Annotated in this window: 21 protein-coding genes; 18 read left to right on the top strand and 3 right to left on the bottom strand. The window is 71.5% G+C overall.

All coding sequences use genetic code 11. The features are described from left to right. Positions 1-99 precede the first annotated feature (99 nt). Complete coding sequence (locus ACLJT4_RS25165; protein WP_411125421.1) at positions 100-2,298, bottom strand: elongation factor G-like protein EF-G2; 2,199 nt, start codon at positions 2,296-2,298, stop codon at positions 100-102. A gap of 267 nt (positions 2,299-2,565) precedes the next feature. Between ACLJT4_RS25165 and pgsA the strand changes: the two genes are divergently transcribed. From pgsA to ACLJT4_RS25240, 15 genes are all read left to right on the top strand, one after another. Then, positions 2,566-3,219 (top strand): phosphatidylinositol phosphate synthase, encoded by a 654-nt coding sequence (gene pgsA / locus ACLJT4_RS25170; protein ID WP_016574755.1) that lies wholly within the window; start codon positions 2,566-2,568, stop codon positions 3,217-3,219. Continuing rightward, entirely contained in the window at positions 3,219-4,157 is a 939-nt protein-coding gene (locus tag ACLJT4_RS25175; protein ID WP_411125424.1) for a phosphatidylinositol mannoside acyltransferase, read from the top strand. Before pgsA ends, ACLJT4_RS25175 begins: the two co-directional genes overlap by 1 nt. Next, positions 4,154-5,293, top strand: a complete 1,140-nt coding sequence (locus ACLJT4_RS25180) for a glycosyltransferase family 4 protein (protein ID WP_411125426.1) — start codon at positions 4,154-4,156, stop codon at positions 5,291-5,293. The genes ACLJT4_RS25175 and ACLJT4_RS25180 overlap by 4 nt, the downstream gene beginning before the upstream one ends. A gap of 642 nt (positions 5,294-5,935) precedes the next feature. Then, entirely contained in the window at positions 5,936-6,481 is a 546-nt protein-coding gene (locus ACLJT4_RS25185; RefSeq protein WP_411125428.1) for a hypothetical protein, read from the top strand. 147 nt (positions 6,482-6,628) lie between these two features. Further along, positions 6,629-7,540 (top strand): pyridoxal 5'-phosphate synthase lyase subunit PdxS, encoded by a 912-nt coding sequence (gene pdxS / locus ACLJT4_RS25190; RefSeq protein ID WP_016574128.1) that lies wholly within the window; start codon positions 6,629-6,631, stop codon positions 7,538-7,540. Positions 7,541-7,554: 14 nt separating this feature from the next. Beyond that, on the top strand, positions 7,555-8,166 hold the full coding sequence (gene pdxT, locus ACLJT4_RS25195) for a pyridoxal 5'-phosphate synthase glutaminase subunit PdxT (RefSeq protein ID WP_411125430.1): 612 nt from the start codon (positions 7,555-7,557) through the stop codon (positions 8,164-8,166). Between the two features lie 97 nt (positions 8,167-8,263). Further along, positions 8,264-9,016, top strand: coding sequence for a YebC/PmpR family DNA-binding transcriptional regulator (locus ACLJT4_RS25200; RefSeq protein ID WP_016574126.1), 753 nt, complete (start codon positions 8,264-8,266; stop codon positions 9,014-9,016). 135 nt (positions 9,017-9,151) lie between these two features. Beyond that, positions 9,152-9,703 (top strand): crossover junction endodeoxyribonuclease RuvC, encoded by a 552-nt coding sequence (gene ruvC, locus ACLJT4_RS25205; RefSeq protein WP_411125433.1) that lies wholly within the window; start codon positions 9,152-9,154, stop codon positions 9,701-9,703. Beyond that, complete coding sequence (gene ruvA / locus ACLJT4_RS25210; protein WP_411125435.1) at positions 9,700-10,320, top strand: Holliday junction branch migration protein RuvA; 621 nt, start codon at positions 9,700-9,702, stop codon at positions 10,318-10,320. Before ruvC ends, ruvA begins: the two co-directional genes overlap by 4 nt. A gap of 79 nt (positions 10,321-10,399) precedes the next feature. After that, the gene (ruvB, locus tag ACLJT4_RS25215; protein WP_016575945.1) at positions 10,400-11,488 is read left to right on the top strand and encodes a Holliday junction branch migration DNA helicase RuvB; all 1,089 of its coding nucleotides are present in this window, start codon (positions 10,400-10,402) and stop codon (positions 11,486-11,488) included. Between the two features lie 161 nt (positions 11,489-11,649). Next, the gene (yajC, locus tag ACLJT4_RS25220; RefSeq protein ID WP_411125437.1) at positions 11,650-12,231 is read left to right on the top strand and encodes a preprotein translocase subunit YajC; all 582 of its coding nucleotides are present in this window, start codon (positions 11,650-11,652) and stop codon (positions 12,229-12,231) included. A 154-nt stretch (positions 12,232-12,385) separates the two neighbouring features. Continuing rightward, positions 12,386-14,122 (top strand): protein translocase subunit SecD, encoded by a 1,737-nt coding sequence (gene secD / locus ACLJT4_RS25225; RefSeq protein WP_411125439.1) that lies wholly within the window; start codon positions 12,386-12,388, stop codon positions 14,120-14,122. Between the two features lies 1 nt (position 14,123). After that, complete coding sequence (gene secF, locus ACLJT4_RS25230) at positions 14,124-15,257, top strand: protein translocase subunit SecF (RefSeq protein ID WP_411125441.1); 1,134 nt, start codon at positions 14,124-14,126, stop codon at positions 15,255-15,257. After that, positions 15,254-15,802 (top strand): adenine phosphoribosyltransferase, encoded by a 549-nt coding sequence (locus tag ACLJT4_RS25235; RefSeq protein WP_020931183.1) that lies wholly within the window; start codon positions 15,254-15,256, stop codon positions 15,800-15,802. Before secF ends, ACLJT4_RS25235 begins: the two co-directional genes overlap by 4 nt. Positions 15,803-15,987: 185 nt before the next feature. Further along, positions 15,988-18,528 carry a RelA/SpoT family protein gene (locus ACLJT4_RS25240; protein WP_411125443.1) on the top strand — a complete coding sequence of 847 codons (2,541 nt, stop codon included), beginning with the start codon at positions 15,988-15,990 and terminating at the stop codon, positions 18,526-18,528. Between the two features lie 102 nt (positions 18,529-18,630). Here ACLJT4_RS25240 and ACLJT4_RS25245 read toward each other — a convergent pair whose 3' ends face one another. After that, entirely contained in the window at positions 18,631-19,860 is a 1,230-nt protein-coding gene (locus ACLJT4_RS25245) for a DUF349 domain-containing protein (RefSeq protein ID WP_411125445.1), read from the bottom strand. A 242-nt stretch (positions 19,861-20,102) separates the two neighbouring features. Beyond that, positions 20,103-20,933, bottom strand: a complete 831-nt coding sequence (locus ACLJT4_RS25250; protein ID WP_411125447.1) for a peptidylprolyl isomerase — start codon at positions 20,931-20,933, stop codon at positions 20,103-20,105. Positions 20,934-21,094: 161 nt separating this feature from the next. On the opposite strand from ACLJT4_RS25250, the gene ACLJT4_RS25255 reads away from it, so the two are divergent. From ACLJT4_RS25255 to ACLJT4_RS25265, 3 genes are all read left to right on the top strand, one after another. Next, complete coding sequence (locus ACLJT4_RS25255; RefSeq protein WP_044373799.1) at positions 21,095-21,811, top strand: MBL fold metallo-hydrolase; 717 nt, start codon at positions 21,095-21,097, stop codon at positions 21,809-21,811. Positions 21,812-21,823: 12 nt separating this feature from the next. Next, positions 21,824-23,086 carry a histidine--tRNA ligase gene (hisS, locus tag ACLJT4_RS25260; protein ID WP_411125450.1) on the top strand — a complete coding sequence of 421 codons (1,263 nt, stop codon included), beginning with the start codon at positions 21,824-21,826 and terminating at the stop codon, positions 23,084-23,086. A gap of 196 nt (positions 23,087-23,282) precedes the next feature. Continuing rightward, positions 23,283-23,924 carry a vitamin K epoxide reductase family protein gene (locus tag ACLJT4_RS25265; RefSeq protein WP_411125452.1) on the top strand — a complete coding sequence of 214 codons (642 nt, stop codon included), beginning with the start codon at positions 23,283-23,285 and terminating at the stop codon, positions 23,922-23,924. Positions 23,925-24,005: the final 81 nt, after the last annotated feature.

Consider the following 24,005-nt stretch of genomic DNA (forward strand, 5'->3'; position numbering starts at 1 on the left):
TTGGCCCGGAACGCGCGGCGCAGCGGCTCAAGGCCCCAGCGTACAGCCGCCGGCCCGACCCAAGTGGGCTGTCCGGGACGGCGGCTGACCGGCCGTTACCTACGCCGTGACCGTCTCCTCGGCCCGCATCCGCGCGGCGAGCTGGCCGGGCATCGGCTCGTGCCGCAGGTACCCGCGGCCGAAGCGTCCGGTGCCGTGCGAGAGCGAGCGCAGGTCGACGGCGTAGCGCCCGATCTCGATCTCCGGCACTTCGGCGCGGACCAGGGTGCGGCCGAATCCGGACTGTTCGGTGCCGACGACCCGGCCACGGCGGCCGGAGAGGTCGCTGAGCACCGGCCCGACGTACTCGTCCGGTACGAGGACGCGCACCTCGGCGACCGGTTCCAGCAGGTCGATCGTGGTCTGCGCGGCGGCCTCCCGCAGGGCCAGGGCGCCCGCCGTCTGGAACGCCGCGTCCGAGGAGTCGACCGAGTGGGACTTGCCGTCGAGCAGGGTGACCCGGACGTCCACGAGCGGATGCCCGGTGGCGATCCCGCGGGCGGCCTGGGCACGGACGCCCTTCTCCACCGACGGGATGAACTGCCGGGGCACCGCACCGCCCACGACCTTGTCGACGAACTCGATGCCGGAGCCGCCCGGCAGCGGTTCGACCTGGATCTCGCAGATCGCGAACTGGCCGTGGCCGCCGGACTGCTTGACGTGCCGGCCGCGGCCCGACGCGGGCCCGCCGAACGTCTCCCGCAGCGCGACCCGGTGGTCGACGGTGTCGACCTGGACGCCGTAACGGGAGCGCAGCCGCTCCAGGGCCACGTCGGCGTGCGCCTCGCCCATGCACCACAGGACCACCTGGCGGGTGTCCTGATTGTGCTCCAGGCACATCGTGGGGTCCTCGGCGACCAACCGGGCCAGGCCCTGCGAGAGCTTGTCCTCGTCGGCCTTGCTGTGCGCCCGGATGGCGACCGGAAGCAGCGGGTCCGGCATCGCCCACGGCTCCATCAGCAGCGGCGCGTCCTTGCCGGACAGGGTGTCGCCGGTCTCGGCGCGGGTCAGCTTGGCGACGCAGGCCAGATCGCCGGCGATGGCCCGGGTGAGCGGACGCTGCTGCTTGCCGAACGGCGCGGACAGCGCGCTGACCCGCTCGTCGACGTCGTGGTCCTCGTGCCCGCGGTCCTCCAGGCCGTGACCGGAGACGTGCACCGTGTCGTCGGGGCGCAGCGTGCCGGAGAAGACCCGGACGAGGGAGAGCCGGCCGACGTACGGGTCGGAGGAGGTCTTGACGACCTCGGCGGCGAGCGGGCCCTCCGGGTCGCAGCCCAGCCCCGGCCGCGGGGCCCCGTCGGGACTGGTCACGGCGGGCGCCTCGCGCTCCGCTGGGGTGGGGAAGCCGCCGGTGATCAGCTCCAGCAGTTCGACGGTGCCCAGCCCCTGCCTGGCCCCCTCCACGGCCGGGGCGGCGGCCAGCACGGGGTGGAAGGAGCCGCGGGCGACCGCGGTCTCCAGGTCGCCGACGAGCGTCTTGAGCTCGATCTCCTCACCGGCGAGATAGCGGTCCATGAGCGACTCGTCCTCGCTCTCGGCGATGATCCCCTCGATCAGGCGGTTCCGGGCCGCCTCGATCAGCGGGAGTTCCTCGTCGGTGGGGGCGCGCTCGGTCCGCTCCCCGGAGGAGTAGTCGAAGACGCGCTGCGACAGCAGGCCGATCAGGCCGTCGACGGGGGCGTGGCCGTCCGCGCCCGCGGGGCCGTACAGCGGTAGGTACAGCGGCAGGACGGCGTCCAGGTCGTCCCCGCCGAAGGTCACCGCGCACCGCCGGGTCATCTCGTCGAAGTCGGCGCGCGCGGCCTCCAGGTGCGTGACGACCAGGGCGCGCGGCATCCCGACGGCCGCGCACTCGTCCCACACCATCCGGGTCGCACCGGCCACGCCGTCGGCCGCCGAGACGACGAAGAGGGCCGCGTCCGCCGCGCGCAGACCGGCCCTGAGCTCCCCGACGAAATCCGCGTACCCGGGGGTGTCCAACAGATTGATCTTTATCCCGCCCCAGTCCACGGGGACCAGGGAGAGCTGCACCGAGCGTTGCTGCCGGTGCTCGATCTCGTCGTAGTCGGAGAGGCAGCCGCCGTCCTCGACGCGGCCCGCGCGGTTGACCGCGCCCGAAGCCAGCGCGAGCGCTTCGACCAGGGTGGTCTTCCCCGAGCCGCTGTGGCCGACCAGCACCACATTGCGCAGGGCAGCGGGCCGGTCGGCCGCCGGTGCCCTTCCGGCGGCTCCTGGGTTCGTACTCGACTTCTCGCTCATGTGTCTCGCCTCCAGGTCGACACTTTGCGGTGATTCGAGCTTTCCACCGGGTTCAGGATGCGTCCATACGTGGCACGTGCGGCCGGTGCCGACCGGCCACGCGGCGGGGTTTCCACGGGCCGCCGTGCGGGCGCGCGGCGGGCGGCCCGAGCCGTGTGATGTACCCCGCGCCGCGATGCGTTCGTGGTGCCCCGGGGCCTCCTGGCTACGATGGGCCAGCCGGTGGCCCATCGACCGCGCGGCCCGTATCGACTTTCCGGGAAGGTCATGCTGAACAAGTACGCGCGTGCGTTCTTCACGCGTGTTCTCACACCGTTCGCCGCCCTGCTCATCCGTCTCGGGGTCAGCCCGGACGCGGTCACCCTCGTCGGGACCGGCGGTGTGGTGGCCGGTGCCCTGATCTTCTATCCCCAGGGCGAGTTCTTTTGGGGCACGGTCGTGATCACGCTGTTCGTCTTCTCCGACCTCGTCGACGGCAACATGGCGCGCCAGTTGGGCCGCTCCAGCCGCTGGGGCGCCTTCTTGGACTCCACCCTCGACCGGGTCGCGGACTCGGCGATCTTCGGTGGGCTGGCCCTGTGGTACGCCGGCCGCGGCGACAGCCTGGCGCTCTGCGCGATCGCCATCTTCTGCCTCGCCAGCGGCCAGGTCGTCTCGTACACCAAGGCGCGGGGCGAGGCCATCGGGCTGCCGGTGAACGTCAACGGCCTGGTGGAGCGGGCCGAGCGGCTGGTCATCTCGCTGGTCGCCTGCGGTCTGTCCGGGCTGCACGCGTTCGGCGTGCCGGGCGTCCAGGTGCTGCTGCCGATCGCCCTGTGGGTGGTCGCCGTCGGCAGCGCCGTCACGCTCGGCCAGCGCGTGGTGACCGTACGACGGGAGTCGGCCGAGGCCGACGCCCTCGCCCAAGGGGGGAACGGCTGATGGGGGGCCGGAAGCTGATCGACACCGAGAAGCTCGTGGACGGGCTGTACGGCCTGGGCTGGAGCACCGTCAAGCGGCTCCCCGAGGGCGTCGCGGTGCAGCTCGGCCGGCAGCTCGCCGACGTCGCCTGGCGGCGCCGCGGCAAGGGCGTGCAACGGTTGGAGTCCAACCTCGCGCGGGTCGTCCCGGGCGCCTCCGCGCAGCGGCTGGCGGCGCTCTCCCGGGCCGGGATGCGTTCGTACATGCGGTACTGGATGGAGTCCTTCCGGCTGCCGGCGTGGAGCGAGCAGCGGATAAAAGGCGGTTTCGCCCCCGAGGACGTGCACCACCTGGAGGACGGCCTCAAGAGCGACCGCGGGGTGATCCTGGCCCTGCCCCACATGGGCAACTACGACCTCGCCGGCGTCTGGGTCACCACCAAGCTCAACACCCCGTTCACCACCGTCGCCGAGCGCCTCAAACCGGAATCCCTCTACGACCGGTTCGTCGCCTACCGCGAGGGACTGGGCATGGAGGTCCTGCCGCACACCGGCGGCGCCGCCTTCGGCACGCTGGCCCGGCGGCTGCGCGCCGGTGGCCTGGTCTGCCTGGTCGCCGACCGTGACCTGTCCAGCTCCGGAATACCGGTGACGTTCTTCGGCGAGGAGACGAAGATGCCGGCCGGGCCCGCGATGCTCGCCCTCCAGACCGGCGCGATGCTGCTGCCCGTCACCCTCTGGTACGACGACACCCCCGTCATGCGCGGCCGCGTCCACCCGGAGATCGAGGTGCCCGAGGACGGCACCCGCACCGAGAAGGCCGCCCGCATGACCCAGGCACTCGCCGACGCCTTCGCCGGCGGCATCGCCGACCACCCCGAGGACTGGCACATGCTCCAGCGGCTGTGGCTCGCCGACCTGACGCCGCGCGACGGCACCCCCGGAACGGAGCCCGCGTGAAGATCGGCATCGTCTGCCCGTACTCCTGGGACGTCCCCGGCGGCGTGCAGTTCCACATCCGCGACCTGGCCGAGCACCTGATCGGCCTCGGCCACGAGGTCTCCGTGCTGGCCCCCGCGGACGACGAGACCCCGCTGCCCGCCTACGTCGTGCCGGCCGGCCGGGCCGTCCCCGTGCCGTACAACGGCTCGGTCGCCCGCCTCAACTTCGGTTTCCTCTCCGCCGCGCGGGTCCGCCGCTGGCTCCAGAACGGCGCCTTCGACGTCATCCACATCCACGAGCCCGCCTCGCCCTCCCTGGGCCTGCTCGCCTGCTGGGCGGCACAGGGCCCGATCGTCGCGACCTTCCACACCTCCAACCCGCGCTCCCGGGCCATGATCGCCGCATATCCGATCCTCCAACCCGCCCTGGAGAAGATCAGCGCCCGCATCGCCGTCAGCGAGTACGCCCGCCGCACCCTGGTCGAGCACCTCGGCGGCGACGCCGTGGTCATCCCCAACGGCGTCGACGTCGACTTCTTCGCCCGGGCCGAGCCGCGGCCCGAGTGGCAGGGCCGCACCATCGGCTTCATCGGCCGGATCGACGAACCCCGCAAGGGCCTGCCGGTCCTCATGAAGGCCCTGCCCGCGATCCTCGCCGCGGTCCCCGACGCCCGACTACTGGTCGCCGGCCGCGGCGACCAGGACGAAGCAGTCGCCGGCCTCCCCGCCGACCTGCGCCCCCGGGTCGAGTTCCTCGGCATGGTCTCCGACGAGGACAAGGCACGCCTGCTGCGCAGCGTCGACGTCTACGTCGCACCCAACACGGGCGGCGAGTCCTTCGGCATCATCCTCGTCGAAGCGCTGTCCGCCGGCGCACCCGTACTGGCCAGCGACCTCGACGCGTTCGCCCAGGTCCTGGACCAGGGCGAAGCCGGCGAACTCTTCACCAACGAAGACGCCGAGGCGCTCGCCACCACCGCGATCCGCCTGCTGAACACCCCCGACAGGCGCACCGAACTCAGCGAACGCGGCAGCAAACACGTCCGCCGCTTCGACTGGTCCACGGTCGGCGCGGACATCCTCGCCGTCTACGAGACGGTGGCGGCTGGCGCCTCAGCCGTGGCGACGGACGAACGGGTGGGACGGCGGCGCTAACGGTTTCGCTGCGCTTGGTTGGCTTCCCACGTTTTTGGCTTTCCCGCCGTGGGGGTTGGCGTTTGCGCCTGGCGGCGCGGGCGTTGTCGGCGTTCCCGCCGTGGGGGTTTTTGCCGTTGCGCCTGCGGCGCGGGGCGTTGTCCGCTGCGCGGGGCTGTTGGGTGCCGGTGACGGGCCGGAGGGGGTGGGTTGAAAGACGGGTGGGTGGGGCCTGGTGTGGGTGGGTTGGTGCGGGTCGGCATCAAGGCAAAGGGGCTCGAATCCTCGTAGCAGAGCGCCGTACGTCCCGTATCGCCGTGCCAAGCCGCAGGGGGAGTGCCGGCTCCCTCCCGCACCAGGCCACCCACAACGTGCGCCAACCCACCGACGCGAACCCCCACCGTCTCCCCCTCCCACCTCATACGGGAGGGGTCGGGGGGGGGGGGGGGGGGGGGGGGGGGGGGGGCTCCAACACCCCCCCCCCCCCCCCCCCCCCCCCCCCCCCCACCCCCGGCACCGCACCCAACAGCCCCGCGCAGCGGCCCCGCGCCGCAGGCGCAAACAGAAACCCCCACGGCGGGAACGCCGGCGACGTACGACGACGCCCCGCGCAACGGCAACGGCAACGGCAACGGCAACGCGCAAGCGATAGCGTGACTCGGCGTGACAACGTTTATCTGGATCGCCGTGGCGATCGTCCTCATCGGCCTCTACTTGAGTTGGACGGCCGGTCGGCTCGACCGGCTGCACGCGCGGATCGACGCGGCGCGGGCGGCGTTGGATGCTCAGCTGTTGCGGCGGGCTTCGGTTGCGCAGGAGGTGGGGACGTCGGGGGTGTTGGATCCGGCGGCTTCGATCGTGCTTTACCAGGCCGCGCATGACGCCCGGCAGGCGGTGGAGGAGCAGCGCGAGGTCGCGGAGAGCGAGCTGAGCCAGGCGTTGCGGGCGGTCTTCGAGGACGAGGCGCAGTTGGCGGCGGTGCGGGAGGCGCCGGGCGGGGAGCGGACGGTTGTGGAGCTGACTGCGGCGGTGCGTCGGGTTCCGATGGCGCGGCGGTTCCACAACGATGCGGTGCGGGCGGCGCGGGCGGTTCGTCGGCATCGGGTGGTGCGCTATCTGCGGTTGGCCGGGCATGCGCCGTTCCCGATGGCGTTCGAGATGGACGACGAGCCGCCGGCCGTCTTGGACGATCGCTCGGCCGGGAACTGACCGACCACGAAGCGGAAGCAAACCGTCCGGCTGGTGGGACGGTCGAGGTCGGCAAGCCACCGGCCTCTAATTGGCCCTTTTCCCAGGTCGCCGACCCACGGTTGTGTAGGCGCCGAAGCGCAACCACCCGCACTGAGTGAGGTCAACGTGTCCAGCACGCCCACTACGCCCCAGACCCCCGAGACCGGAACCGCGCGCGTCAAGCGCGGCATGGCCGAGCAGCTCAAGGGCGGCGTGATCATGGACGTCGTCACGCCGGAAGAGGCGAAGATCGCCGAGGACGCCGGTGCCGTCGCCGTCATGGCCCTGGAGCGGGTCCCGGCCGACATCCGCAAGGACGGCGGCGTGGCCCGGATGTCCGACCCGGACATGATCGACGGCATCATCGACGCGGTCTCGATCCCCGTCATGGCCAAGTCCCGGATCGGCCACTTCGTCGAAGCCCAGGTCCTGCAGTCGCTCGGCGTCGACTACATCGACGAGTCCGAGGTCCTCACCCCGGCCGACGAGGTCAACCACTCCGACAAGTGGGCCTTCACCACCCCGTTCGTCTGCGGCGCCACCAACCTCGGTGAGGCGCTGCGCCGGATCGCCGAGGGCGCGGCCATGATCCGCTCCAAGGGCGAGGCCGGTACCGGCAACGTCGTCGAGGCGGTCCGCCACCTGCGTCAGATCAAGGGCGAGATCGCCAAGCTGCGCGGCTGCGACCACAACGAGCTGTTCGCCGCCGCCAAGGAGCTGCGCGCCCCCTACGAGCTGGTGAAGGAGGTCGCCGAGCTGGGCAAGCTCCCCGTCGTGCTGTTCTCCGCCGGCGGTGTGGCCACCCCGGCCGACGCCGCGCTGATGCGCCAGCTCGGTGCCGAGGGCGTCTTCGTCGGCTCCGGCATCTTCAAGTCCGGCGACCCGGCCAAGCGCGCCGCCGCGATCGTGAAGGCCACCACCTTCTACGACGACCCGAAGGTCATCGCGGACGTCTCCCGCAACCTGGGCGAGGCCATGGTCGGCATCAACTGCGACACCCTCCCCGAGGCCGAGCGCTACGCCAACCGCGGCTGGTAAGGACGCAGGAACTGATGAGCACCACTCCCATCATCGGCGTGCTGGCGCTCCAGGGCGACGTCCGCGAGCACCTCAAGGCGCTCGCGGACGCCGGCGCCCGGGGGCTGCCGGTCCGTCGTCCCGAGGAGCTCGACGCAATCGACGGCCTGGTCATTCCGGGCGGCGAATCCACGACCATGTCCAAGCTGGCGGTCGTGTTCGGCATGTTGGAGCCGCTGCGCGCGTTCGTGCGGGCGGGACGACCGGTCTACGGCACCTGCGCCGGCATGATCATGGTGGCCGACAAGCTGCTGGACGCCCGGGACGACCAGGAGACGCTGGGCGGCATCGACATGATCGTGCGCCGCAACGCCTTCGGGCGGCAGAACGAATCGTTCGAGGCGGCCGTCGAGGTGGCCGGGATCGACGGCGGCCCGGTGGAGGGCGTCTTCATCCGGGCGCCCTGGGTCGAGTCGGTCGGCGCCTCCGTGGAGGTCCTCGCGACGTACGGTGGACATACCGTGGGAGTGCGGCAGGGTAACGTGCTCGCCACGTCCTTCCACCCGGAGCTGACCGGTGACCACCGGATCCACGGGTTCTTCGTGGACATGGTCCGTGCGGTGACCCCTCAGGGGGAGCGCGCGTAAGCGCTGCGTGAGGGGCGGAGTTCGGGAGACCGGCCGCCCTCCCGGTAGGATCTGGGGCGATCGTTTCTGACATGGGTTACGCGAAGGAGACAGGCGGATGTCCGGCCACTCTAAATGGGCTACGACGAAGCACAAGAAGGCCGTGATCGATGCCAAGCGCGGCAAGCTCTTCGCGAAGCTGATCAAGAACGTCGAGGTCGCGGCGCGGATGGGCGGCGTCGACGTGGAAGGTAACCCGACGCTGTACGACGCCGTGCAGAAGGCGAAGAAGCAGTCGGTCCCGAACAAGAACATCGACTCCGCGATCAAGCGCGGTGGCGGCCTCGAAGCCGGCGGCGCCGACTACGAGACGATCATGTACGAGGGCTACGGTCCCAACGGCGTCGCGGTGCTCATCGAGTGCCTCACCGACAACCGCAACCGTGCCGCGTCCGACGTCCGCGTCGCGATGACCCGCAACGGCGGCTCGATGGCCGACCCGGGTTCGGTGTCGTACCTCTTCAACCGCAAGGGCGTGGTGATCGTCCCCAAGGGCGAGCTGAGCGAGGACGACGTTCTGGGTGCGGTCCTGGACGCCGGCGCCGAGGAGGTCAACGACCTCGGTGAGTCCTTCGAGGTGCTCAGCGAGGCCACCGACCTGGTCGCGGTGCGCACCGCGCTCCAGGAGGCCGGCATCGACTACGACTCGGCCGAGGCCAACTTCGTCCCGACTATGCAGGTCGAGCTGGAGGAAGAGGGCGCGCGCAAGATCTTCAAGCTGATCGACGCCCTGGAGGACAGCGACGACGTGCAGAACGTCTTCGCCAACTTCGACGTGTCCGACGACGTCATGGCCAAGGTCGACGCCTGACGGTCGCGGGCTAACCGGTCGTACGACGGGCCGGCGGGGAACACACCCCGCCGGCCCGTCGGTTTGTCAGTGGCAGCCACTAACCTGCAGGAACGTAAGGAACAGACGACCGAACGACGGCGAGGGGCGGGGCCCATGAAGGTGCTGGGGGTGGACCCGGGGCTGACGCGCTGCGGGGTCGGCGTGGTGGACGGGGTGGCCGGGCGGCCGCTGACCATGGTCGGCGTCGGCGTCGTGCGGACCCCGGCGGACGCGGACGTCGCCCACCGCCTGGTGTTGATCGAGCGCGGCCTGGAGGAGTGGCTCGACACCCACCGCCCCGAGTACGTCGCCGTGGAGCGGGTCTTCAGCCAGCACAACGTCCGTACGGTCATGGGCACCGCCCAGGCCAGCGCGGTCGCCATGCTGTGCGCCGCCCGCCGCGGGCTGCCGGTCGCACTGCACACCCCCAGCGAGGTCAAGGCCGCGGTGACCGGCTCGGGACGGGCCGACAAGGCACAGGTCGGAGCGATGGTGACCCGTCTGCTGCGGCTCTCCGCACCGCCCAAGCCGGCCGACGCCGCCGACGCCCTCGCCCTGGCCATCTGCCACATCTGGCGCGCCCCCGCGGTCAACCGCCTCCAGCAGGCCCAGGCTGCCGCCCGCCGCACCACCGTCCCCGTACGCACGCTGAAGGGCACCCGATGATCGCCTTCGTCTCCGGCCCGGTCGCGGCCCTGGCACCGGACACCGCCGTCGTCGAGGTCGGCGGCGTCGGCATGGCCGTCCAGTGCACGCCGAACACCCTTTCCGGCCTCCGGCTCGGCGAGCACGCCAAGCTCGCCACCTCCCTCGTCGTCCGGGAGGACTCGCTGACCCTCTACGGCTTCGCCGACGACGACGAGCGGCAGACCTTCGAACTGCTGCAGACCGCCAGCGGGGTCGGCCCGCGGCTGGCCCAGGCGATGCTCGCGGTGCATTCCCCGGACGCCCTGCGGCTCGCGGTGTCCACGGGCGACGAGAAGGCGCTGACGGCCGTGCCGGGCATCGGCAAGAAGGGCGCGCAGAAGCTGCTGCTGGAGTTCAAGGACCGGCTCGGCGCACCGGTCGGCACGGCCCGTCCGGTGGCCGGAGCGACGGCACCGGCCGGTTGGCGCGATCAGCTCCAGGCCGCGCTGGTCGGTCTGGGCTACGCCGCCAGGGAGGCCGACGAGGCGGTCACCGCGGTGGCTCCGCAGGCCGAGGCGACCGCCGCCGCGGGCGGCACGCCGCAGGTGCCGCAGTTGCTGAAGGCGGCGCTGCAGACCCTCAACCGCGCCCGATGACCGGCGCCGCGCCCGCGCACCCCCGACCGCACCACCCCGCAGGCGGCCCGGCCGCCCCGACCCCGCGAGGCAATCCGCAGTGAACTGGGACGACACCGCACCGTCCACCGCCGAGGAGACCGCCGACGTCCCGGCCGACCGGCTGGTGGCAGCCGACGCCGACGGCGAGGAGAACGCCGTCGAGGCCGCGCTGCGGCCCAAGGACCTCGACGAGTTCGTGGGCCAGGAGCGGGTCCGCGAACAGCTCGACCTGGTGCTGAAGGCGGCCCGCGCCCGGGGCGCCACCGCCGACCACGTGCTGCTCTCCGGTGCGCCCGGGTTGGGCAAGACCACCCTCTCCATGATCATCGCAGCCGAGATGGGCGCCCCGATCCGGATCACCTCCGGCCCCGCCATCCAGCACGCCGGCGACCTGGCGGCGATCCTCTCCTCCCTCCAGGAGGGCGAGGTCCTCTTCCTCGACGAGATCCACCGCATGTCCCGGCCCGCCGAGGAGATGCTCTACATGGCGATGGAGGACTTCCGGGTCGACGTGATCGTCGGCAAGGGGCCGGGCGCGACCGCCATCCCCCTGGAGCTCCCACCGTTCACCCTGGTCGGGGCGACCACCCGGGCCGGTCTGCTGCCGCCGCCGCTGCGCGACCGCTTCGGCTTCACCGGCCACATGGAGTTCTACGCGCCGGTCGAGCTGGAGCGCGTCATCCGCCGCTCGGCCGGTCTGCTCGATGTGGAGATAGAGCCGGAAGGGGCCGCCGAGATCGCCGGCCGTTCCCGGGGCACGCCCCGGATCGCCAACCGCCTGCTGCGCCGGGTCCGGGACTACGCCCAGGTCAAGGCCGACGGCGTGATCACCCGCGAGGTCGCCGCGCAGGCCCTCGGGGTCTACGAGGTCGACGCTCGCGGGCTGGACCGGCTGGACCGCGCGGTGCTCACCGCCCTGCTCAAGCTGTTCGGCGGTGGCCCGGTGGGGTTGTCCACCCTGGCCGTCGCGGTGGGGGAGGAGCGTGAGACCGTCGAGGAGGTCGCCGAGCCCTTCCTGGTGCGGGAGGGGCTGCTGGCCCGTACGCCGCGCGGCCGGATCGCGACCCCCGCGGCCTGGGCCCACCTCGGGCTGGTGCCCCCGCAGCAAGCGGGCGGAAGCGGACAGCGTGGACTGTTCGAGGCATGACGGCGCGGAGACTCGCCCGGTCAGGAACTGCGGTGCGATGCTGGGCGTTGTTCCACTGGTGCGGACTCGCTTAGACTCCGCCGATGCCGCCCGTATGGACGGTATATCCACCTCTGTATATGAGACCGCGGAGAAGCGGTCGTGCGAAGGATTTCCGTCCCGTGAGTATCATGACTCTCCTCCCGTTCATCGTCCTCATCGGGGCCATGTTCCTGATGACGCGGTCCGCCAAGAAGAAGCAGCAGGCGGCCCAGCAGATGCGCGAAGAAATGCAGCCCGGCACCGGCGTCCGGACGATCGGCGGCATGTTCGCCACCGTCAAGGAGATCCACGAGGAGACCGTCCTCCTGGAGGTCGCCCCCGGCGTGCACGCCATCTACGCCAAGAACGCCATCGGCGCGGTGCTCGCGGATGAGGAGTACAACCGCATTCTGGACGGCGCCGACCCGATCACCGGCGAGGACGGCCCGGTCGTTCCGGACGACGTCTCGTCGCTGACCGGTGCGGAAGCCACCGAAAAGGGTGACAAGGCCGGCAAGATCGACCTGGGCAAGGCCGAGGCCGGCGACGACGCCGAGCCCGCCGCCGACAAGGCCGAGGACGCCGAGGGCGAGAAGGCTGAGAAGGCCGAGAAGTCCGAGAAGTCCGAGAAGGTGGACAAGGCCGCCGAGGCCGACGAGGCGACCGCCGAGGGCGACGACGCCAAGGACGGCAAGAAGGCCGGCGGCGCCGACGCGAAGTAGTCCGTTCCGCAGCGGGGAGCCGCGGCACGTTCCCGATCGGACGCACCGCGGTTCCCGGACGGTCTAGGCTCCGGCGGGGGCACGTCCCCACAAGACTTCGTGGCCGCTCGGCAGACACCCCAGGCCGAGGGGTTGGACAGGGAGAAACGACAAGGTGGCAGCACCGAAGAAGGGCCGCAGGGCGCCCACGAGCCAGGGGCATCCAGGGCGCACCCTGATCCTGGTCCTCATCGCGATGGCGGCGCTGGTCGGAGGCATGTTCTACTCCGGCACGATGACGCCCCGGCTGGGCATCGACCTGGCGGGCGGCACCAGCTTCACGCTGGCGGCGCAGAACCAGCCGGGCAAGCCCAACGCGATCAACGAGACCAACATGAACACCGCCGCCGGCATCATGGAGCGGCGGGTCAACGGTCTGGGTGTATCCGAGTCCGAGGTCCAGACGCAGGGCAGCAACCACATCATCGTGAACATCCCCAAGGGGACGGACGCGAAGCAGGCCCGCCAGCAGGTCGGCACCACCGCCCAGCTCGCGTTCCGGCCGGTGCTGACCACTGCCGCGGGTGCCAAGACCCCCGAGCCCAAGCCCAGCCCCTCCGCGAGCGGCAAGACCGGCGAGAAGGCCACCGGCGGCAAGGGCTCCTCGCCGACCCCGAGCGCCGGCGCCTCCACCCAGGGCCGCGCGGTCACGGACGCGCTGAAGAAGCCGTCCGCCTCGCCGTCGGCCTCCGCGTCGGACAAGCCCTCGGCCCAGCCGACGCCGCCCGCCCCCGGTGGTGCGGACGTCCCGCCGGCCGTGCAGAAGCAGTTCGCGGCGCTGGACTGCTCCACCAAGGCGGGCCGTGCCCAGGCCGGTGAGCAGGCTGCCGGCACCAAGCCCACCGACCCGGTCGTGGCCTGCAAGGACGACGGTTCCCAGAAGTACGTGCTCGGCCCGGTCGGCGTCGAGGGCACGGACGTCAAGGACGCCAAGGCGGTCTTCGACAGCCAGCAGGGCCAGGGCTGGATCGTCCAGATGGACTTCACCTCGGACGGCGGCAAGAAGTTCGCGGACGTCACCGGCAAGCTCGCCGCCAAGGCGCAGCCGCAGAACCAGTTCGCGATCGTGCTGGACGGCGCGGTGGTCTCCGACCCGCGCGTCAGCGAGCGGCTCAACGGCGGCAACGCCACCATTTCCGGCGGCTTCACCCAGCAGTCCGCCGAGGACCTCGGCAACATGCTGTCCTACGGTGCCCTGCCGCTCTCCTTCAAGATCGACGACGAGACCACGGTCACCGCGGCGCTCGGCGGCGAGCAGCTGCACGCCGGTCTGATCGCCGGCGCCATCGGCCTCGCGCTGGTCGTCATCTACCTGGTCGCCTACTACCGGGGGCTGGCGCTGGTCGCGCTGGCGAGCCTCGGGGTCTCCGCGGTCCTGACCTACACGATCATGACGTTGCTCGGCCCGGGCATCGGGTTCGCGCTGAACCTCCCGGCGGTCTGCGGCGCCATCGTCGCCATCGGTATCACCGCCGACTCGTTCATCGTCTACTTCGAGCGGATCCGGGACGAGATCCGCGAGGGCCGCACGCTGCGGCCGGCCGTCGAGCGTGGTTGGCCGCGGGCCCGCCGCACGATCCTGGTCTCCGACTTCGTGTCGTTCCTGGCGGCCGCGGTGCTGTTCATCGTCACCGTCGGCAAGGTGCAGGGCTTCGCGTTCACCCTCGGCCTGACCACCCTCCTCGACGTGGTCGTGGTCTTCCTCTTCACCAAGCCGCTGATGACGCTGCTGGCCCGCCGGAAGTTCTTCTCCGAGGGGCACTCCTGGTCCGGCCTCGACCCCAAGCGCCTGGGCGCCAAGCCGCCGCTGCGCCGTCGTCGCACCGCCCCCAACCAGACGAAGGAGGCGTGAGATGTCGAAGCTCGGCAACCTCGGCGCCCGGCTCTACCGCGGTGAGGTCGGCTACGACTTCATCGGCAAGCGGAAGATCTGGTACGGGGTCTCGATCCTGATCACCATCACGGCCATCGTCGGCCTGGCGGTGCGCGGTCTGAACATGGGCATCGAGTTCTCCGGCGGTGCGGTCTTCACCACCCCGAAGACCTCGGTCTCCACCGAGGAGGCCCAGCACCACGCCGAGTCGGCCGCCCCCGGCCACCAGGCGATGGTGCAGAAGCTGGGCGGCGGCGCGCTGCGCATCCAGATCAGCGGTCTGGACACCAAGCAGTCGCTGCCCGTCCAGGAGGAGATCGCCAAGGACCTCAAGGTCCCGGTCCAGAACGTCAACACCCAGCTGGTCGGCCCGAGTTGGGGCGAGCAGATCGCCAACAAGGCGTGGCTGGGCCTGGGGATCTTCATGGTCCTGGTGGTGCTCTACCTCGCCGTCGCCTTCGAGTGGCGGATGGCGGTGGCCGCACTGGTCGCCCTGATCCACGACCTGACGATCACGGTCGGCGTCTACGCGCTGGTCGGCTTCGAGGTCACCCCGGGCACGGTCATCGGTCTGCTGACGATCCTCGGCTACTCGCTGTACGACACCGTCGTCGTCTTCGACAGCCTCAAGGAAGCCTCCAAGGACATCACCAAGCAGACCCGCTTCACCTACAGCGAGATCGCCAACCGCAGCATCAACGGCACCCTGGTGCGGTCGATCAACACCACCGTCGTGGCGCTGCTCCCGGTCGCCGGCCTGCTGTTCGTCGGCGGTGGCGTGCTGGGCGCGGGCATGCTCAACGACATCTCGCTGGCGCTGTTCGTGGGTCTGGCCGCCGGTGCCTACTCGTCGATCTTCATCGCGACGCCGCTGGTCGCCGACCTGAAGAACGGCGAGCCGCAGATGAAGGCGCTGGCCAAGCGGGTCGCCGCCAAGCGTGCCTCGGCCGCGGCCAAGGAGGCGGCCCGCCAGGAGGGCGGCGACGCCGAAGCGGACGCAGGAGCCGCCGAGGACGCCGAGGACGCCGAGGGTGCCGCCGTCGTCGGTCCGCGCACCCAGCCCGAACCCCGCAACCGCGGCGGCCGCGGTCGCCCGTCGGGGAGGCGTCGATGAGCGTCCCCGCCGCACTGCGCGAGCTGCTGCTGAGCCGGATCTCGGACGTGCCGGACTACCCGCAGCCGGGCGTGGTCTTCAAGGACATCACCCCGCTGCTCGCCGACCCGGCCGCGTTCCGCGCGCTGACCGACGCCTTCGTCGACCTGTGCGAGCGCTTCCGGGTCGACAAGGTGGTGGGCCTGGAGGCCCGCGGCTTCATCCTCGCCGCCCCGGTCGCGGTGGCCGCCGGGGTCGGCTTCGTCCCGGTCCGCAAGGCCGGCAAGCTGCCCGGCGCGACGCTGGGCCAGGCGTACGAGCTGGAGTACGGCACCGCCGAGATCGAGATCCACGCCGGTGCGCTGGCCCCCGGCGACCGCGTCCTGGTGATCGACGACGTGCTCGCCACCGGCGGCACCGCGGACGCGTCGCTGCAGCTCATCCGCCGGGCCGGTGCCGAGGTGGCGGGCCTGGCGGTGCTGCTGGAGCTGGGCTTCCTGGACGGCCGGCAGCGGCTGGAGCCGGGTCTGAAGGGCGCTCCGCTGGAGGCCCTGATCACGGTCTGAGCCGCCCGCCGGCACCGTCCGGCACCCGCACGGGAGCAGCGGGGGCATCCGGAACATTCCGGGTGCCCCCGCTGCTGTGCCATGTACGGACCCATGGCCGCGCGGCAGCCATGGCCATGGGCTCGATACCATGGCACCCCGGCCGCTTCGAGGCCCTGGGGTCCGTACCCGCATGAGGAGTGCCCTTGCCAGACGAGGCTCAGCCGCTCTCCCCCGGACCGCGTCCGGCGGAAACCCCCGCCGCACGCCCGGACGAGCCGAAGCCGCAGCCCGCGGCTTCCTCCGACGCGCCGCAGCCCGAGCGACCGGACGCGGCCGACGGCACCGCCGCGCCCGCCGCGCCCCAGGCCCCCACCGGCCGGTCCCGACCGGCCCCCGCGCCGCAGCCGCCGAGCAGATCGCTGTCGACCACCGCGGCCGGCCGCTCCGGCTCGCCCAACCGCGTCCGGGCCCGCCTCGCCCGGCTGGGAGTGCAGCGCTCCAGCCCGTACAACCCGGTCCTCGAGCCGCTGTTGCGGGCCGTCCGCAGCAACGACCCCAAGATCGAGACCGCCACGCTGCGCCAGGTCGAGCGGGCCTACCAGGTCGCCGAGCGCTGGCACCGCGGCCAGAAGCGCAAGAGCGGCGACCCGTACATCACCCACCCGCTCGCGGTCACCACCATCCTCGCCGAGCTGGGGATGGACCCGGCGACGCTGATGGCGGGACTGCTGCACGACACGGTCGAGGACACCGAGTACGGGCTCGACACCCTGCGCCGGGACTTCGGCGACCAGGTCGCGCTGCTCGTCGACGGCGTGACCAAGCTGGACAGGGTCAAGTTCGGGGAGGCCGCGCAGGCCGAGACGGTCCGCAAGATGGTCGTGGCGATGGCCAAGGACCCGCGGGTGCTCGTCATCAAGCTCGCCGACCGGCTCCACAACATGCGCACCATGCGCTACCTCAAGCGGGAGAAGCAGGAGAAGAAGGCCCGCGAGACGCTGGAGATCTACGCCCCGCTGGCGCACCGGCTGGGCATGAACACCATCAAGTGGGAGCTGGAGGACCTCGCGTTCGCGATCCTCTACCCCAAGATGTACGACGAGATCGTCCGGCTGGTCGCCGAGCGCGCCCCCAAGCGCGACGAGTACCTGGCGGTGGTCACCGACGAGGTGCAGGCCGACCTGCGCTCCGCGCGCATCAAGGCCACCGTCACCGGCCGGCCGAAGCACTACTACAGCGTCTACCAGAAGATGATCGTGCGCGGCCGCGACTTCGCCGAGATCTACGACCTGGTGGGCATCCGCGTCCTCGTCGACACGGTCCGGGACTGCTACGCGGCCCTGGGCACCATCCACGCGCGGTGGAACCCGGTCCCCGGCCGGTTCAAGGACTACATCGCGATGCCCAAGTTCAACATGTACCAGTCGCTGCACACGACGGTGATCGGTCCCAGCGGCAAGCCCGTCGAACTCCAGATCCGCACCTTCGACATGCACCGGCGCGCCGAGTACGGCATCGCCGCGCACTGGAAGTACAAGCAGGAGGCGGTCGCCGGCGCCTCCAAGGTGCGCACCGACGCGCCCAAGAGCAGCGGCAAGGGCGTCGGCCAGGACACCGTCAACGACATGGCCTGGCTGCGGCAGTTGCTGGACTGGCAGAAGGAGACCGAGGACCCGGGCGAGTTCCTGGAGTCCTTGCGCTTCGACCTCTCCCGCAACGAGGTCTTCGTCTTCACGCCCAAGGGCGACGTGATAGCGCTGCCCGCCGGCGCCACCCCGGTCGACTTCGCCTACGCGGTGCACACCGAGGTCGGCCACCGCACCATAGGCGCGCGGGTCAACGGCCGCCTGGTGCCGCTCGAATCGACGCTGGACAACGGCGACTTGGTGGAGGTCTTCACCTCCAAGGCGCCCGGCGCGGGGCCGTCCCGCGACTGGCTGAGCTTCGTGAAGTCCCCGCGCGCCCGCAACAAGATCCGTGCGTGGTTCTCCAAGGAGCGCCGCGACGAGGCGATCGAGCAGGGCAAGGACGCCATCGCGCGGGCCATGCGCAAGCAGAACCTGCCGATCCAGCGGATCCTGACCGGCGACTCGCTGGTGACCCTGGCGCACGAGATGCGCTACCCGGACATCTCCTCGCTCTACGCCGCCATCGGCGAGGGCCACGTCGCCGCGCAGGGCGTCGTCCAGAAGCTGGTGCAGGCGCTCGGCGGACAGGACGAGGCGACCGAGGACATCGCCGAGTCGACGCCGATCCGGCCGCGCTCCAAGCGCCGTTCCAGCGCGGACCCGGGCGTGGTCGTCAAGGGCGTGGACGACGTGTGGGTCAAGCTGGCCCGCTGTTGTACCCCGGTGCCCGGCGACCCCATCATCGGGTTCGTCACGCGTGGCAGCGGCGTCTCGGTGCACCGCGCCGACTGCGTGAACGTGGACTCGCTGTCCCGCCAGCCCGAGCGGATCCTGGAAGTCGAGTGGGCGCCGACCCAGTCGTCGGTCTTCCTCGTCGCCATCCAGGTGGAGGCGCTGGACCGCTCCCGGCTGCTCTCGGACGTCACCCGGGTGCTGTCCGACCAGCACGTCAACATCCTCTCGGCGGCGGTGCAGACCTCCCGCGACCGGGTCGCCACCTCCCGCTTCACCTTCGAGATGGGCGACCCCAAGCACCTGGGGCACGTCCTGAAGGCGGTGCGGGGCGTGGAGGGGGTCTACGACGTCTACCGGGTGACCTCGGCCCGGCGTCCCTGACCGGGGCGCGGGGGCGGCCGTCGAGCGGCTCCCGCCCCCGCCCGCAACGCGGAACGGCCCGCCGGGAATCCCCGGCGGGCCGTCCTGCTGTCGTGCGGCGGATCAGCCGCCGAACTCCTCCAGGCCCTTGAGCGCCTGGTCCAGCAGCGCCTTGCGGCCCTCCAGCTCCCGGCCGAGCTTGTCGGCCTTCGCGGAGTTGCCGGCCGCGCGCGCCGCGTCGATCTGCTTCTGGAGCTTGTCGACGGCGTCCTGGAGCTGGCCGGTCAGCCCCGCGGCGCGCGCCCGCGCCTCAGGGTTGGTCCGCCGCCACTCGGCCTCCTCGGCCTCCTGGATGGCCCGCTCGACGGCGTGCATCCGGCCCTCGATCTTGGGACGGGCGTCCCGCGGCACGTGACCGATGGCCTCCCACCGCTCGTTGATGCCCCGGAACGCGGCCCGGGCCGTCTTCAGGTCGGTGACCGGGAGCAGCTTCTCCGCCTCGGCGGCCAGCTCCTCCTTGCGGGTCAGGTTCTCCCGCTGCTCGGCGTCGCGCTCCGCGAAGACCTCGCTGCGCGCCTGGAAGAAGACGTCCTGCGCGCCGCGGAAGCGGTTCCACAGGTCGTCCTCGTGCTCGCGCTGGGCGCGACCGGCGGCCTTCCAGTCCTGCATCAGCTCGCGGTAGCGGGCGGCGGTGGTCCCCCAGTCCGTGGAGCCGGACAGCGACTCGGCCTCGGCGACCAGCTTCTCCTTGGCCTTGCGGGCGTCCTCGCGCTGCGCGTCCAGCGTGGCGAAGTGCGCCTTGCGCCGCTTGGAGAACGCCGACCGGGCGTGCGAGAAGCGGTGCCACAGCTCGTCGTCGGTCTTGCGGTCCAGGCGCGGCAGGCCCTTCCAGGTGTCCACCAGCGCCCGCAGGCGCTCGCCGGCCGCCCGCCACTGCTCGCTTGCCGCCAACTCCTCGGCCTCGACGACCAGCTTCTCCTTGGACTCGCGGGCCTCGTCGGTCTGCCGGGCCTTCGCCGCCCGGCGCTCCTCGCGCCGCGACTCGACCGCACTGACGAGGGCGTCCAGCCGCTTCTTCAGCGCCTGGAGGTCACCCACCGCGTGGTGCTCGTCGACCTGCTGGCGCAGGTGGTCGATCGCGATCTGGGCGTCCTTCGCCGAGAGGTCGGTGGTCCTGACCCGTCGCTCCAGGAGGCCGATCTCCACGACCAGGCCCTCATACTTGCGCTCGAAGTAGGCGAGGGCCTCTTCGGGAGTGCCCGCCTGCCACGATCCGACGACCTGCTCTCCGTCGGCGGTACGCACGTACACGGTCCCCGTCTCATCGACGCGGCCCCACGGGTCGCTGCTCACAGCGCCTCCTCAACATGATGCCGACGCGGGCCCGTGGCCCCCCGGCATCGTCCACAGTTTCTGTCCGGCGGGGCAGCGCCCCGACCGGTCCGACGGGCTGTATTGCGGTGAGGGTGGCAGGCCGTCGGATCAGGCACCCTACACAACGCCAATCTAGGCGACCGGCGGTCGGCTGTCCGCATCCAGCACGACCGAAATTCGGTGGGGACGACCGGGCGTTCCCCCGTACCGGCCACCTCGGATCAGGATTTCCGAACCACCGCCCTGTCGATGACGACGGTGGCGTTCGGCGCGGTGTTGCCGGTCGCCGGATCGGGGCGCGAACCGGCGGCGGCGATCTTCTTCAGGACGTCCATCCCTCCGGTGATCCGCCCGAACGGCGTGTAGTTCGGGGGCAGCGGGCTGTCCTGGTAGACGAGGAAGAACTGACTGCCGCCGGAATTGCGGGTCTTGGGGTCGGTGCCGTCGTAGCGGTTGGCCATGGCGACCGTGCCCGCCGGGTAGACGTCGCCCTTCAGGCGCGGGTCCTTGAGGTTCTCGTCCGGGAGGGTGTAGCCGGGCGTGCCCTCGCCGGTGCCCTTCGGGTCGCCGCACTGCAGCACGTAGATCCGCTGGTCGACGAGGCGGTGGCAACGGCTGTGGTCGAAGTAGCCCTGCCCGGCCAGGAACGCGAACGAGTTGACGGTGTGCGGCGCCTTGGCCGCGTCCATGGCGAAGGTGATCCGCCCGCAGGTGGTGGCCAGATCGGCGGTGTACGACGCCGAGGCGTCGACGGTCATCGCCGGCTCCTTCGGCCAGGTCTTCTTCGACGGCGAGCCCGGGGCGGGCCGGGCGCACGGGTCGGCGGTCGCGGACGGAGTCGGGGCGGCGTCGTCGGTGGTGCCCTTGCGGTCGCCGCCGATCAGCGTGACGGAGGCGTACGCGGTGGCGCCCGCGGCCAGTGCGACCGCCACGACGCCGGCGACGATCACGTTGCGGCGCTTGGTGCGCCGCACGGACTCGTCCCGCCGCTGTTGCTGGCGCGCGTACTTCTGTCGGGCGAGCTCGCGCCGCCGCCGGTCCTTGCTGACCACCGGTCGTCTCCTTGTCCTCAGCCTCGATCGCGGCCGTCTGCCGTGGCCGTACCGTATACGGGTTCGCCCTGCCGGGAGTCCCGCCGGTAGGCTCTGGAGCTGCCGAGATGTTCCGGGCGCGGTCCCGCAGGCCCGCACCCCGCCGATCTTTAAGGACGAACGTGCTGATTGCCGGGTTCCCCGCCGGGGCCTGGGGGACCAACTGCTACTTGGTCGCCCCCGCCGCCGGCGAGGAGTGCGTGATCATCGACCCGGGCCACCAGGCCGCCCAAGGCGTCGAGGAAGCGCTCAAGAAGCATCGGCTCAAGCCCGTCGCGGTGATCCTCACCCACGGCCACATCGACCACGTCGCGTCGGTCGTCCCGGTGTGCGGTGCGCACGGCGTCCCCGCCTGGATCCACCCCGAGGACCGCGCCATGATGAGCGATCCGGAGAAGGCGCTCGGCCGGTCCCTCGGGCAGCAGCTGATGGGCGAGCTGACCGTGGGCGAGCCGGACGACGTCAAGGAGTTGGCCGACGGCGGCGTCCTGGAGCTGGCCGGGATGGAGTTCTCGGTCGCGCACGCCCCGGGCCATACCAAGGGGTCGGTGACCTTCCGGATGCCCGAGCAGGCGGATGTTCCGCCGGTCTTCTTCTCGGGCGACCTGCTGTTCGCCGGCTCCATCGGACGCACCGACCTGCCGGGCGGCGACTCCGCCGAGATCCTCCGGTCGCTGGCACGCGTGTGCCTGCCCCTGGAGGACTCCACCGTCGTCCTGTCCGGCCACGGCCCCCAGACCACCATCGGCCACGAGCGCGCCACCAACCCCTTCCTCAGGCAGGTGGCCGCCGGCCTCGGAGACGGCACCCCGACCGCCGCTCCGCGACGAGGAATGTGACGAGAACCTTCCGTGAGCACCTTTCAGGCACCCAAGGGCACCTACGACCTGATCCCGCCGTCGTCCGCGACGTACCTCGCGGTGCGCGAGGCGATCGCCGCACCGCTGCGGAACTCCGGGTACGGCTACATCGAGACGCCCGGCTTCGAGAACGTCGAGCTCTTCGCCCGCGGTGTCGGTGAGTCCACCGACATCGTCACCAAGGAGATGTACGCCTTCGAGACCAAGGGCGGCGACCAGCTCGCGCTCCGTCCCGAGGGCACCGCCTCCACGCTGCGCGCCGCGCTGGAGGCCAACCTCCACAAGGGCGGCAACCTCCCCGTCAAGCTCTGGTACTCCGGCTCGTACTACCGCTACGAGCGTCCGCAGAAGGGTCGCTACCGGCACTTCTCGCAGGTCGGTGCCGAGGCGATCGGCGTCGAGGACCCGGCGCTGGACGCCGAGTTGATCATCCTGGCCAACCAGTCGTACCGCTCGCTGGGGCTCAGCGACTTCCGGATCCTGCTCAACTCGCTGGGCGACAAGGAGTGCCGCCCCGTCTACCGCGCCGCGCTCCAGGACTTCCTGCGCGGGCTGGAGCTGGACGAGGAGACCCGCCGCCGGATCGAGATCAACCCGCTGCGCGTCCTGGACGACAAGCGGGAGTCGGTCCAGGAGCAGCTGATCGGCGCGCCGATGCTGCGCGACTACCTCTGCGAGGCGTGCAAGACCTACCACGAGCAGGTGCGCGAGCTGCTGACCGCGGCGGGCGTGGCCTTCGAGGACGACCCGAAGCTGGTCCGCGGCCTGGACTACTACACCCGCACCACCTTCGAGTTCGTTCACGACGGCCTGGGTTCGCAGTCCGCGGTGGGCGGCGGCGGCCGCTACGACGGCCTCTCGGAGATGATCGGCGGGCCCGCGCTGCCGTCCGTCGGATGGGCGCTGGGCGTCGACCGCACGGTGTTGGCCCTGGAGGCCGAGGGCATCACCCTCGACCTGCCGGCGGCTACCTCCGTCTACGCCGTCCCGCTGGGCGAGGAAGCCCGTCGGGTGCTGTTCGGCAAGGTCACCGAGCTGCGGCTGGCCGGGGTCGCCACCGACTTCGCCTACGGCGGCAAGGGCCTGAAGAACGCCATGAAGTCCGCCAACCGCTCCGGCGCGCGGCTGGCCCTGGTGGCCGGCGAGCGGGACCTGGCCGAGGGCCTGGTCCAGCTCAAGGACCTGCAGAGCGGCGAACAGACCGCGGTCGCGCTGGACGCGGTGGTCGACGAGGTCCGGCGGGCGCTCGCCTGAGCCGGCGGACACCGACCCCGCGGGGGCCCGGACGGCAGCGCGCCGTCCGGGCCCCCGCGCGTCAACCCCGGTACGCGCAATCACCCCGGATCCGTTCTCGGCACCCCGGGTTCACAGGGAGGTGCGGCACAATGAAGGATGCGGCCGGGACCGCCGGCCTCGCCCCCACCTCCCACGGGACCGACGGAACGGCCATATGACGACGACAGCGCTTGACGACGTGTCCACCGACGACGACCGCGCGAGCGCCGCGGAGACCATCGGCTCCGGTCGTGGCCTCGCCCTGCTCCTGGTCATCACCGGTGCGCTCGGTGGCCTGGCCGCCTGGATCATCACCCTGGACAAGTTCGAGCTGTTGAAGGACCCGAACTTCAAGCCGGCCTGCAGCCTGAACCCGATCATCTCCTGCGGCAGCGTCATGCAGAGCAAGCAGGCGGCGGTCTTCGGCTTCCCCAACCCGATGGCCGGCCTGGTCGGGTTCGCCGTGGTCATCGCGATCGGCATGGCCCTGCTGGCCGGCGCCCGGTTCCGCCGCTGGTACTGGCTCGGCCTCAACGTGGGCACCCTGCTCGCCGCGGTCTTCTGCATGTGGCTGATGTCCCAGTCGCTGTACGAGATCAACGCACTGTGCCTGTGGTGCACGCTCACCTGGTGCGTGACCATCCTGATGTTCTGGTACACCACCGTGCACAACCTCAAGCACGGCATCCTCCCGGCGCCCCGGGGCCTGCGCGACGCGGTCGTGGAGTTCCACTGGGTGGTTCCGGTGCTCTGGTACGGCGTGATCGCCCTGCTGATCCTGACCCGCTGGTGGTCGTACTGGAGCAGCCTGATCTGAGCGCTCCCGGGGGCGTCCCGGACGTCTCCGCACCGCCGCCGCGCCCCGCGCCCCGGCCCGCCGACCCCGGCGGCCGGGGCG

The sequence above is a fragment of the Streptomyces sp. x-19 genome (assembly GCF_046549115.1).
In the GTDB taxonomy this organism is placed as follows: Bacteria; Actinomycetota; Actinomycetes; order Streptomycetales; family Streptomycetaceae; genus Streptomyces; species Streptomyces albulus_C.